Here is an 11013-nt window from a genome sequence, read left to right as displayed (position 1 = left end):
TGTAACTGCTGCGGTGAATACTAAATACTGAACAAATCCGCTTTACGCTATGGCTCTTCCTGAGTTTCTCGACTAACGAGAACTGTTCAGTGAGTCTGACATCAAGAGAGCCGTAGCCTTTTTTAAAATGGTGTTCTCTTCTTCAATGCGGCGGATTTTCTTCTCCAGCTCGCGGATCCGCTGTTGTTCGGGGGTGAGCGGTGCGCCTTTGGGGGATAYGCCTTGCTGCTCCTGTCGAAGCTGGTTTACYCATTTACGCATGGCTGAATTACTGACGCCCATCGCGCTTGCAGCCTCAGTTATGCTGTATCCCTGTTTCGTTACCAGCTGCGCAGCTTCTAATTTGAACTCTGCACTGAATGTCGGTCTTGTGTTCTTCATTTCTACCACCTTTTCTCTGGAAGTGAGTCTATCACTTCGTCTATTCAGGTGGCCAAATTCACTATGCCACTACAGTTATCGCTCATTGATGTAGCACACCACATTACAATCGCTCTGCCTTGTATAAAAGCGATACAGAATGCTGCAAAAATGAACGCGAAAGATAAACAGGCCCTAGATAATTTAACAAGGAAAACGCCGAGTTAGGCTATATAAGGCTAAAAAGCCAAAATGACAGCGTTGTCTTTTTGGGTTTTATGTTTTAACATCGGTGAAACAAGGGAGCAACCTGGCGCCTTATTCGCCATGGCTTTACTTGTCGCCGAAGCTGTAAATGTACCAAGCCGATATCACAATGCTGATATCCAAAGATTAATTACTATAAGAAAACAGGCTTATGGAAATGACATTAAATAGTGAAAGTAAGCGCAGCAGCGTGATCCCTATGGCGATCGTTGCCGGTCTCTTCTTTATTCTGGGTTTTGCGACCTGGCTAAACGGGTCCTTGATGCCCTACCTCAAGCAGATCCTGCAACTTACCCCACTTCAAGCCTCCCTTATTCTCTTCTCTTTCTATATCGCCGTGACCTTTACCGCATTACCCTCGGCCTGGGTGATCCGTAAGGTGGGCTATAAGACAGGGATGGCGATGGGCATGGGGATCATGATGATTGCCGGCCTGCTATTTATTCCTGCGGCCAAGACACAGATATTTGCGCTGTTTCTATTTGCCCAGCTGGTGATGGGCACGGGGCAGACCCTACTGCAGACGGCGGTGAACCCCTATGTAGTGAGAATCGGTCCCGAGGAGTCGGCGGCGGCTCGTGTGAGTGTCATGGGGATTCTGAACAAGGGCGCGGGTGTTATCGCACCTTTGGTGTTTACCGCCCTTATTTTGGATAGCTTTAAGGACAGAGTCGGCATGGAGCTGACTCAGGCGCAGATCGACGAAATGGCTAACGGTCTGGTATTCCCTTATCTTGGCATGGCAGTCTTTATCGGCGTGCTTGCCTTGCTGGTGAAGAAGTCGCCATTGCCCGAACTTGAAACTGAAGACGATCAGGCAGAAGGCTCTAAGGGGCATACCAGAGAGGCGCTGTCTCACCCCAATCTGGCATTGGGCGTGGTCGCACTGTTTTTCTATGTGGCGGTGGAAGTGATTGCCGGCGATACCATAGGTACCTTCGCCCTCTCTCTTGGGGTCGAGAACTATGGCGTGATGACCTCCTATACCATGATCTGCATGGTCATCGGCTACTCGCTCGGTATCCTGACCATTCCACGTATCATCTCTCAGCCTAAGGCCTTGATGATTTCGGCGATATTGGGCTTGTTACTGACGCTGGGGATCTTATTTGGTGACAACGAGTCCTATGCGATTGCCAATGCCTTACTGGTTCCATTCGGTGGTGCCATGCTACCGGACACCCTATTGATGATCGCCTTCTTAGGCTTGGCCAACGCCATCGTTTGGCCCGCGGTATGGCCGCTGGCGCTATCGGGTATGGGCAAACTGACCAGCACAGGTTCGGCGCTCTTGGTGATGGGCATAGCAGGCGGGGCCTTCGGACCGCTGTTTTGGGGATTAACCAGCTCTGCTACCTCGCTCGGTCAGCAGGGCGGCTATATGGTGATGTTGCCTTGCTACCTATTTATCCTCTTCTACGCGGTAAAAGGTTATAAGATGCGTAGCTGGAAGTAGCCTTATACCAATCACAATAAGTATGTGATTAGAAATAGCGCAGGAAAAACGCTTGAGAACAAAGCAGGATTTTTAGATAAGTAGTTATTCTACAATTAAAAATACTAATACAGTGATCGAGCGTTTTAACAAGCTAGAATGATCAATTATTTATTACGATTGGTATTAGTTATTTCATCAAATCAAAAAGGAGCCTAGTGCTCCTTTTTTGCTTTCTAGCATATGCCATGAAGATGTTAACAGGGAAGGCTGGATAATCGTTGGCTAGAGGAGGGCGGCTAAATGCAAGAGGAGAGAGCTGAATATAAAGAATTGAAGTAAAGAGTGAAATCATGCAGATATAAAAAAGCCCCGACATTGTCGAGGCTGTTTTATATGGTGCCGGCACCAAGAGTCGAACTCGGGACCTACTGATTACAAGTCAGTTGCTCTACCAACTGAGCTATGCCGGCTAAATTGTGGTGCCCGAACCCGGAATCGAACCAGGGACACGAGGATTTTCAATCCTCTGCTCTACCGACTGAGCTATTCGGGCAACTAAACTAAGTGTCTAGTTAACTACTACAAACTAGGTCTCTGTGACCCTTGCCGTTTGGAGTGCGCGTATAATATAGCGCTGATATTTATCCTGCAAGCGCTTTTTTGGAGAAATTTAACTACATGGCTAGTTAATGTGCAAAGTGCTGGCTTTTTGGCATTTATGCCGATTTTTAGATAGATGTTCACCCCTAAAATCTGGGTTTTGGCTATTGGTTTGTCGTTCAGGCGGCATTCTACCGCTTCAGATCGCTCAACTTGCTTGTCTTTCTATATCCTTTCTAAAATTTAGATGTTTTTTGGCGAAATTACGCGATATTCATGGATCTAAATCGAAACTAACATGGCACCAAGTCATAAATGAGGATGAATCGTGTTTAAAAATACCCAGAGCCGCTACGGCGTGGTGAGCATAGGCCTGCACTGGCTATCGGCGTTAGCCGTATTAGGGCTTTTCGCCTTAGGTGTGTGGATGGTCGAGCTGACCTATTACAGCCCCTGGTATAAGCGAGCGCCGGATATCCATAAGAGTATAGGCGTCTTACTCATGGTGGTGACCCTGTGCCGTCTTCTGTGGCGCTGGTTAAATCCTGCCCCCAAGGCTCTGCCAGAGCATAAAAGGTGGGAGAAGTTGGCCGCCGGCCTGATGCACCGCCTGCTTTATCTGATGTTGCTCGGCATGTTGGTCTCGGGCTACCTGATCTCCACAGCCGACGGCAGACCCATAGTCGTCTTTTCTCTTATCGAGCTGCCGAGTATAGGGCTGCTGTTTGAGGAGCAGGCCGACATCGCCGGCTGGATACACAAGTATTTGGCCTATGGATTTATCGCGTTGGTGGTTCTGCACGCCTTAGGCGCGATTAAACACCACCTTCTAGACAGAGATGCCACATTAAAACGAATGTTAAACATTAAGGAGATACAATGAAAAAAACGTTAGCCACAGCCTTGATATCGGCTTCCCTCATGCTGCCTATGGGGGCAAATGCCGCCGATTATCTGATAGATACCCAGGGCGCCCATGCGTCAATACAGTTTAAGGTTAGCCACTTAGGTTACAGCTTCGTGGTGGGGCGCTTTAATGAGTTCGCCGGAGACTTTAGCTTCGACAGCAAGCGTATTAATGATGCCAAGGTGAATGTAACGATAAATACCGCGAGCCTGGATTCTAACCACGCAGAACGTGACAAGCACTTGAGAAGCGCTGACTTCCTGAATGTCGCTAAGCATCCAGAGGCAAGCTTTACATCGACCTCAGTCAAAGAACTGGGTAACGGCAAGTTTGTACTCGAGGGCAACCTGACACTCAACGGCGTGACTAAGCCTGTTGCAATCGATGCTAAATTTATCGGTGAGGGGCAAGACCCTTGGGGTGGCTATCGCGCAGGTTTCGTGGGGCAAACCGAGTTTGCGCTGAAGGACTATGATATCAAAATGGATCTCGGCCCGGCTTCGAGTCATGTGACCCTAGATCTTGTGGTCGAAGGCATTCGTCAGTAGGCCAGCTTTTTATATTCGCTCCTTACACAAAAAGCGCCCTCGGGCGCTTTTTATTTTTTAAGAACAACTCAAAAACTATTCTGTAATGGGTCTAGTGATATGAGAAAAACGGGATCAAACGGGATCAAATAAAATTTGGCGGAAGATTTCTAGATTTAATGAGGGTTTGAGAGGAGTTTAAATCGAATTTAACGAGGTTTCTTTTTGAAGAGCCTAAATGAGAAAAGGTGGCCAAGATAAACCCCTGTGCCACCTATATGAGAATTACTTAACGTCTTTACCAATCCACACCACTTTGCCCACAATCTTTAGCAGTGGCAGATCCTCAACTGAGACAACTTGATCTTTGTACTCTTTGTTATCGCTCATGATAGTCACGCTGCCGTCTATATGCTTCTGCAGCCGCTTAGCGTATAGCTCATCGCCAAGACGTAAGACAAAGATGCTGCCGTCAGTTAGCGTTGTCTGGGTGACATCTACCAGTATGGAGTCGCCGGTGTGGATCGTTGGCTCCATCGAATCGCCTTTAGCAAATACTACTCTAAGGCTTTCAGGCTGCAATCCTCGATAGCGTAGCCACTTAGTTCTAAATGCTAGCTTACGTTTGACTTTCTCATCATCCCAGACCGCGCCATGGCCCGTGCTCACCTGAGCATGGAAGCCGTTCACTAGAGCGTACTCTTCATCAAACTCATCACCAGGGCAGACTGCTACTTCGGCGAGATCTTGGTCACCTAGGAACTTTGGCCCTTCGCCAGTACAAAGCCATTCCAAGTTGACCTTATATAGTCGAGCTATACGCACCATTTTATCGAATGATGGCATGGTTCCCTGAGTAAACCACTTCCTTAACCCACCCTCAGAGGCGTCTATAGATAAGGCAAGTGATCTTAGGCTCTCATAACCCATCAGTTCTTTTAGACGTATCGTAAAGCTTTCCACCCCTTTGGACGGAAAAGAAAGAGCGCTTTCTTTTTTCATATTCACTTTCTTTGTTTTGCAAGCCTTTGAATTAAAAGACGTTTGCTGTTTTGCGATCAACGGATCAAATAAAAGAGATAAGAAAGTTACAAAAAGACGTTGCAATGCGTCTTTTTAGATCGTATCGTTCTTATATCGCGCACTTGGCAAATTGCGCAATGCGCGAGTAGTTATACTAACACGGAAAATCATCATGAAAATAGAGAACGCCAATCACATCCATGCAGCGCTGCGGGCGCAAGGCTTAACGAGCCGTTCGTGGGCTGTCTCTAAAGGCTTCAATCCGAGAACAGTTCAAGACTGCATACAGACGTTTGCCCCTTGTGAACAGCGTAAACCAAAGCGGACGCTGTCCAAACGAATCATTGATGAACTCAGTAAAACGATAGGTTACGACTTACTGGAGGTCAATCATGATTAATAGTTGGTACACACCTCAGCAGCTTTTGGATTTGCCTGGGATGCCTTCAACAGTACAGGGCGTTAGGTATAAAGCAAACGCTGAGTCATGGAAGAGTCAGAAACAGGCTGTAGGTAAGGGGTTTGAGTACCATATTAGCAGTCTGCCAGCACTAACGCAGGCCCACCTGCATCAGCTGGCTGCCAAGTCAGAATCTAGCCGAGAAATCACCGCTGCGCGTCTTGTATAGGACGCGGACAGCATGAGTAAAATCGGCCTTAAGACAGAGCTGCAGCAACAGTTTCTAACGCTTCCCAAAGCCAAACAGCAGACCGCCTTAGATCGCAAAGCACTTTTAGACGAACTTGATAGCTTCGTCGAACAGTTTGCTAAGCCTGGTCGCAAGACCGAGGCAGTTAATGCCTGGGCGGCGCAGCGTGATCTCAAAGTGCCAACGCTTTATCGCTGGAGAAAAGCCTATTCAGACAAAGGGCTAATGGGGCTTGTCGACACTCGCGGCGGCGCTCAGCCTCTGCTGTTAGATGAACAGCCTGGGCTGCAAGAGTTTCTTATCGCCTTGGTTACAGGCAAGCCGCATCTGATCGATCAGTATAAAAAACTGCGCAGCGAAGCGATAAAGAAAGCGCCTGATTTCGGCTGGGAAGTCCCATCTATAGGCGCAGTGCGCCGATGGATGACCCGCTGGCACGAGCAGAACATCGCTGCTTTTACCTCATTGACTAACCCTGATGCGTACAATAACTCGCACAGACCGTTATACGGCACCATGTATCCATGGCTTAGCGGCCCCAATCAAGTATGGGAGTTCGACAGTACGCCGACAGATGTGATGCTAAACGCCAACGGCAAACTGCGCCGCTATGCGGTAGTCGCAGCTATTGACGTTTACACCCGTCGCCCAATGGTAATGATCACCCCCAGCTCTAACAGCGAAGGCATCTGCTTGCTGCTACGTCGCTGCATGATGACCTGGGGCATGCTTGAAAAGGATGGCGTGGCGCGCACCGATAACGGGTCTGATTATGTCAGCCAGCGTGTCACCGGCATCTTTGATCTGCTCGACTACAGACAAGAGCGCACCCGCCCATTCTCTGGTTGGGAAAAACCTTTCATCGAACGCTTTTTCGGTACCTTGTCGCGGGCACTATTTGAACTGCTGCCAGCGTACATAGGCCACAGCGTCAGTGATCGCCAAAAAATCGAAGCAGCTAAAGCCTTTGCTCAGCGCATTGGCGGCAAGAACAAAGCCGCGAACGAGGCCGAAGCATTAGAGCTGGCCATGACGCCTGCAGAGCTGCAGAAGATGATCGATGACTGGATCAACTACGACTACATGCACCAGACGCACGAAGGCTTTAAAGGCGAGTTAAAAGGTAAGACGCCATTTGAAGTCTACGCTCAATGCCGCTACGTGCCGCAGTTTGTCGCTAATCCTCACTCACTCGATTTGCTACTTAATCATGTCGGTGACGCTACCGTCATTCGCGGCAGCGTGAGCGCAGGCAGCGTTAAGTACACAGCACCAGAGCTGCAGGAGAGTGTATGGGATAGAAAGCGTGTGCGGGTATTCCTTGATCCTGCAGATGTTGGTCGCGCAACTCTCTATGCCCTGGACGATTGGCAGCAATGTGTTGAGGCGGTAAACCTCGATCTAATTGGCCGCGATATCGACCCTGCTGCATTTCGTCAAGCCCGCAAAGATGACAAGAAAGTGCTATCCAGTTTCCGCCGCGCTGCGCGTGAGTTACAGGATAAGTTCAACATCGACACCTTGGCTGCAGAAGGCTTGGCCAAGGCGGCAGCAGAGCGCGGTAGTCTCACCAGTTTTGTATCCAAGAAAGAGGCTACAGATAACGCTGCGCTAACGGCCTTGAGTCTCTCATCTGCATCAACCGATGCCGGTGACGCCCATCTAAATCGCATCAGCCAAGTCGCCAGCACTGTGGGGGCTGCGGCGCATAAGGTTAATCAGAGCCATGCGTCTGCGATGCGAACTGAGCATGAAAAGGCCGAGGAGTTAACGCTGGCATCTATTGAACGTCAGCTAAGCGAAAGAGAGCAGCAATGGCTGGCTGATTATCGTCGTAAATATCGCCTGATATCACGCCGACTAGATCAATTGAAAAGTGAAGCAAAAAAAGCCGCCAACTGACCTTGGCGGCTGACTGATGGCGCATAGCGCCGACAACAATCAAAAGGAGTTTAACGATGAAACATAAGATAGTCGAGGTTAAAAACGTGTTGTCTTGCCTAGAGCTGATGGAGAACTTGCAAGGCCGCTCCAGTATCACGCCAGGTATTGGACTGGTTCACGGCCCGTCAGGGTTCGGTAAGACAACCACCATGTGTTGGCTCATCAACCAACTCGGCGCAAGAAACGCATCCTATGTGCGCTGCTACGCCACCGATACCCCCAGCTCATTCATAGCTCGGATCATGGAAGAACTTGGGGCCGACATGCTCTACCCCCTGCGAAAGAGTGTGGACTTCATAGTTAATCGCATGAACGAACGCCAGCTGCCGTTGTTTATCGACGAAGCAGATCACATCGTCGGCCAGTCTCGAATCATGGAAACGATCCGCGACCTTTACGATGCCACCGAGCTGCCAGTCATCCTGGTGGGCATGGAAGAGATCGCCCGCAGAATCAGCCATCGTAAGCAGCTGTTTAACAGGGTGAGTGAGTGGGTCGAGTTTCAGCCAGCGGATCTAGAGGATGTGCACGAGTTTGCCAGCCAGCTGCTTGATGACCGTGTTCAAGTCGCAGAGGACTTACTTGAGCATATCCGTAAGCGTAGCGGTGGTGAGGTGCGCCGTATCCTCACCGCGCTAGAGAAGATCGAGCGAAGCGCACTAGCGAACGATTTGGACTTCGTAGATTTGGATGCTTGGGGTGAACAGCCTCTGTTCCTTGAGTTCCGCAGATAAGCCTGATCCCCTGCCGTTAGAGCTAAACACAAAGGGATAAGGGACTTTTTAGGGATTGTTATGACTGACGCAACGAAACGCGCTTGGATGTGGATTCAGCGCCAACCCAGCTTTACCAGAGACGAATTGGCAGCAGAGCTGGGGCTGCCATTGAAGGGATGCTCAACAATCATTCAGAACCTGAAAAAGCGGGGAATGATAAAGGCCACGGCCTACCGCACAGGTGAACGATTTAAGGGCGGGTTTACACCGAAACGCTACAAGGCGGTATCGGGGGTTGTGTATCGAGGTAGAGGGGAAAGCACCAGACCTAAGCACCGCAACGGTACGGGTCAACAGTGTGTGTGGCAGTCAATGCGGATGCTACGAACCTTTACCTATCCAGATTTAGTCGCGACTGCTGAAGTCAGCATGAGTACCGCCAGGACTTACTGCTCTCTGCTGCAGGAGCATGGCTACGTGAAACTGATACGCACCCCCAAGCACCTGCCAAATAAGGAGCGAGAGGGCAAGGTCGCCACCTATCGACTGGTTAAAGACACTGGCCCAATAGCACCGAAAAGGCAGGGGGAAGGGATTCACGATGCCAACTTGAAAAAGGAGGGCATACATGAAGTGGCTTGAAGTAATGGCCGAACAGGCCGAGCTGCATGGGCAGCGGGTGGTTGCGGAAACACTTGGGGTTTCTCGCACCGTGGTTAGCCAGGTGATCAATGGACGATATCCAGGCGACTTAGGGCGGATTCAACGCCTAGTCGAGGGGGCATACCTTAACAGAACGGTTATGTGCCCCGTGTTAGGCGAGATCCGACTAAACGAATGCTTGGCCAACCAAAGCAACACGCGAACCACGGGCAATCCGCTGCGCATAAAGCTGTATCGAGCCTGTCGCAGTGGTTGTGAACATTCGTCGTTAGATCAGGTTCAGGACTTCAAGGTTCAAGGAATAGCAGGGCGCCGAAACGAGTATGACGCCGACGGCACAATCCGCCGCCTAACCATTCAGGCTGGGGATGATAAGTGCGAGTTGATCGCCTTACTCAAAACAGAGCTAAAGCACTTAGGGATCAAGTACAACCGCGTGATGAAGGAACGTGAATGATGAAAAGAAATGTGAACAAGTTTGATGTTCGATCAGCGCTACGCCTGCGAGGCATGAAGGTGCTGAGCAGGAAAGGTGGAGTATTCCACATTGATCGTCCCACCAAAGAGTTTAAGGCCATGGCGGTCGACATTATTGAAAACATTAGGGGCATTCGCAGACGTAGCTGTGCGGTGCGATTTCATGGCGCCACAGTGCGCTGGAACGAGGAGTAAACAAGATGGATATGAGAACAATCCCAGCCGGTTATCGAGAGAACGCCAGAGGTGATTTGGTGCCAGAGGAGCGAATTAAGCCCCTGGATAAACTGCGTGATGAAACCGTCATGCAAGTTATCGAAAAAGCCAAGACGCTCAGGCAGTCGATGGTTGAGTTCAAGCTGGAAGCCATGGACAAAATCGCAGCCTTTGTTGATCTCTCTGCCGGTGAATATGGCGTACCAGTCGGTGGGAAGAAGGGCAATGTCACGCTGACCTCTTTTAACGGCCGCTATCAGCTGGTGAGAGCCATGGGCGAGCATCGGGTTTTTGATGAACGGATACAGCATGCCAAGACGTTGATCGACCAGTGCATCATCCGCTGGAGCGAGGGCGGTGACTCTCGTGTTAAAGCGCTGGTTGAACATGCGTTTCGCGTTAATCAGCAGGGCCGCATCGATGTCAACCAGGTGCTGTCTCTGCGTCAACTCGACATCGATGACGACGATTGGAAAAACGCCATGGAGGCTATCGCCGATGCCATCCAAATTACAGGTACTAGCCAATATCTGCGCCTGTACGAACGCCAGCCAAATGGCAAATACCAACAACTGCCGTTGGACATCAGCAGCCTTTAATTGATTCACCAAGGAAGAGGAAAGCCAAGATGAAAGAGAACGAAATTTACCAAGCATTTGCAGAGGAAGCCGCCCAGCTTGAACGCAGCAAAGCATATAGCGCCGCGACGAATTACTGGCGTAAAGCGGCCCCCAAGGCGTCGCTTAGGGGCAATCAGCTTTGGGCTGAGCACAGAGCCGAGTTAACCGAGCGTTTGGCCATTCGCGCTAATGCCAACGCTATGGCCTCGCAGCAGCTAGGAGAGGTGGCCTAATGACTATTCAACGGATGCTTAATCAAAGCCCTGAAGGGGTGGATAGAGTGCATGTGAAGCTGCTGGTCAGCGAGTTGCTCACCATGAAGTTACACCAAATGCGTGAAGCCATGTCAGAGATGGCGGCCAGTACCCCATTGCATTGCCTTACCGTCGGCGCCGAGGTGCTGGTGAGCTTACGAGAGTTAACCGAAACCCTCACTCCTGAGCGCCGAAAGGTGGCTATCTATGCCTGCAGAACGGCCTTGAGAAACATGGACAAGGAGGTGCCTTCGTTAACCATGTTGGCCATATAAGCGAAACCACCCCAGCTTGGGCTGGGGCTGGTCTGCCCGATGTGGTGATCGGGTACTGATGAGCAGCCAAGGAGGA

13 protein-coding genes, 2 tRNA genes, 1 other RNA gene and 1 pseudogene are annotated in these 11013 nt (G+C 50.1%); 13 read left to right on the top strand and 4 right to left on the bottom strand.

What is annotated here, in order from left to right; genetic code table 11:
- Positions 1-381, bottom strand: a pseudogene (locus tag L1D47_RS12670) (transposase); the annotation flags it as partial.
- A gap of 403 nt (positions 382-784) precedes the next feature.
- Between L1D47_RS12670 and L1D47_RS12665 the strand changes: the two are divergent.
- On the top strand, positions 785-2083 hold the full coding sequence (locus L1D47_RS12665; protein ID WP_239885302.1) for a sugar MFS transporter: 1299 nt from the start codon (positions 785-787) through the stop codon (positions 2081-2083).
- A gap of 376 nt (positions 2084-2459) precedes the next feature.
- On the opposite strand, the gene L1D47_RS12660 is transcribed toward L1D47_RS12665, so the two are convergent.
- Both L1D47_RS12660 and L1D47_RS12655 read right to left on the bottom strand, forming a co-directional pair.
- Positions 2460-2535: transfer RNA gene (locus L1D47_RS12660), tRNA-Thr, on the bottom strand.
- A 7-nt stretch (positions 2536-2542) separates the two neighbouring features.
- Positions 2543-2618 (bottom strand) — tRNA-Phe (locus L1D47_RS12655).
- Between the two features lie 375 nt (positions 2619-2993).
- On the opposite strand from L1D47_RS12655, the gene L1D47_RS12650 reads away from it, so the two are divergent.
- Complete coding sequence (locus L1D47_RS12650; RefSeq protein WP_239885301.1) at positions 2994-3548, top strand: cytochrome b; 555 nt, start codon at positions 2994-2996, stop codon at positions 3546-3548.
- A complete protein-coding gene (locus L1D47_RS12645) occupies positions 3545-4120 on the top strand; it encodes a YceI family protein (protein WP_239885299.1) in 576 nt (191 codons plus the stop codon). The genes L1D47_RS12650 and L1D47_RS12645 overlap by 4 nt, the downstream gene beginning before the upstream one ends.
- 264 nt (positions 4121-4384) lie before the next feature.
- Here L1D47_RS12645 and L1D47_RS12640 read toward each other — a convergent pair whose 3' ends face one another.
- Complete coding sequence (locus L1D47_RS12640) at positions 4385-5206, bottom strand: helix-turn-helix transcriptional regulator (protein WP_239885297.1); 822 nt, start codon at positions 5204-5206, stop codon at positions 4385-4387.
- An 88-nt stretch (positions 5207-5294) separates the two neighbouring features.
- Between L1D47_RS12640 and L1D47_RS12635 the strand changes: the two genes are divergently transcribed.
- From L1D47_RS12635 to L1D47_RS12590, 10 genes are all read left to right on the top strand, one after another.
- Positions 5295-5522, top strand: a complete 228-nt coding sequence (locus L1D47_RS12635; protein WP_239885294.1) for a hypothetical protein — start codon at positions 5295-5297, stop codon at positions 5520-5522.
- Between the two features lie 241 nt (positions 5523-5763).
- Positions 5764-7674, top strand: coding sequence for a DDE-type integrase/transposase/recombinase (locus L1D47_RS12630; RefSeq protein WP_239885293.1), 1911 nt, complete (start codon positions 5764-5766; stop codon positions 7672-7674).
- A gap of 56 nt (positions 7675-7730) precedes the next feature.
- Entirely contained in the window at positions 7731-8450 is a 720-nt protein-coding gene (locus L1D47_RS12625; protein ID WP_239885291.1) for an ATP-binding protein, read from the top strand.
- A gap of 195 nt (positions 8451-8645) precedes the next feature.
- The gene (locus tag L1D47_RS12620; RefSeq protein WP_239885288.1) at positions 8646-9074 is read left to right on the top strand and encodes a hypothetical protein; all 429 of its coding nucleotides are present in this window, start codon (positions 8646-8648) and stop codon (positions 9072-9074) included.
- A complete protein-coding gene (locus L1D47_RS12615) occupies positions 9061-9552 on the top strand; it encodes a helix-turn-helix transcriptional regulator (protein WP_239885287.1) in 492 nt (163 codons plus the stop codon). The genes L1D47_RS12620 and L1D47_RS12615 overlap by 14 nt, the downstream gene beginning before the upstream one ends.
- Positions 9549-9767 carry a hypothetical protein gene (locus L1D47_RS12610; protein WP_239885285.1) on the top strand — a complete coding sequence of 73 codons (219 nt, stop codon included), beginning with the start codon at positions 9549-9551 and terminating at the stop codon, positions 9765-9767. The genes L1D47_RS12615 and L1D47_RS12610 overlap by 4 nt, the downstream gene beginning before the upstream one ends.
- A gap of 5 nt (positions 9768-9772) precedes the next feature.
- On the top strand, positions 9773-10387 hold the full coding sequence (locus L1D47_RS12605; protein ID WP_239885284.1) for a DUF3164 family protein: 615 nt from the start codon (positions 9773-9775) through the stop codon (positions 10385-10387).
- 29 nt (positions 10388-10416) lie between these two features.
- Complete coding sequence (locus L1D47_RS12600; protein WP_239885282.1) at positions 10417-10641, top strand: ANR family transcriptional regulator; 225 nt, start codon at positions 10417-10419, stop codon at positions 10639-10641.
- Positions 10641-10937, top strand: a complete 297-nt coding sequence (locus tag L1D47_RS12595) for a hypothetical protein (RefSeq protein ID WP_239885280.1) — start codon at positions 10641-10643, stop codon at positions 10935-10937. Before L1D47_RS12600 ends, L1D47_RS12595 begins: the two co-directional genes overlap by 1 nt.
- Positions 10936-11009, top strand: an RNA gene (locus L1D47_RS12590) — hammerhead ribozyme type II. The genes L1D47_RS12595 and L1D47_RS12590 overlap by 2 nt, the downstream gene beginning before the upstream one ends.
- Positions 11010-11013: the final 4 nt, after the last annotated feature.

This window comes from Shewanella sp. Isolate7 (assembly GCF_022398425.1).
Classification (GTDB): Bacteria; Pseudomonadota; Gammaproteobacteria; order Enterobacterales; family Shewanellaceae; genus Shewanella.
The sequence above is the reverse complement of the archived record's forward strand: the minus strand, read 5'-3'. Positions and strand labels throughout refer to the sequence as shown.

Bases quoted from the DNA above. Each gene is read 5' to 3' on its own strand.
- L1D47_RS12620 (WP_239885288.1), top strand. From the start codon at position 8,646: ATGATAAAGGCCACGGCCTACCGCACAGGTGAACGATTTAAGGGCGGG.
- L1D47_RS12625 (WP_239885291.1), top strand. From the start codon at position 7,731: ATGAAACATAAGATAGTCGAGGTTAAAAACGTGTTGTCTTGCCTAGAG.
- L1D47_RS12645 (WP_239885299.1), top strand. From the start codon at position 3,545: ATGAAAAAAACGTTAGCCACAGCCTTGATATCGGCTTCCCTCATGCTG.
- L1D47_RS12595 (WP_239885280.1), top strand. From the start codon at position 10,641: ATGACTATTCAACGGATGCTTAATCAAAGCCCTGAAGGGGTGGATAGA.
- L1D47_RS12630 (WP_239885293.1), top strand. From the start codon at position 5,764: ATGAGTAAAATCGGCCTTAAGACAGAGCTGCAGCAACAGTTTCTAACG.
- L1D47_RS12610 (WP_239885285.1), top strand. From the start codon at position 9,549: ATGATGAAAAGAAATGTGAACAAGTTTGATGTTCGATCAGCGCTACGC.
- L1D47_RS12615 (WP_239885287.1), top strand. From the start codon at position 9,061: ATGAAGTGGCTTGAAGTAATGGCCGAACAGGCCGAGCTGCATGGGCAG.
- L1D47_RS12635 (WP_239885294.1), top strand. From the start codon at position 5,295: ATGAAAATAGAGAACGCCAATCACATCCATGCAGCGCTGCGGGCGCAA.
- L1D47_RS12605 (WP_239885284.1), top strand. From the start codon at position 9,773: ATGGATATGAGAACAATCCCAGCCGGTTATCGAGAGAACGCCAGAGGT.
- L1D47_RS12665 (WP_239885302.1), top strand. From the start codon at position 785: ATGACATTAAATAGTGAAAGTAAGCGCAGCAGCGTGATCCCTATGGCG.
- L1D47_RS12600 (WP_239885282.1), top strand. From the start codon at position 10,417: ATGAAAGAGAACGAAATTTACCAAGCATTTGCAGAGGAAGCCGCCCAG.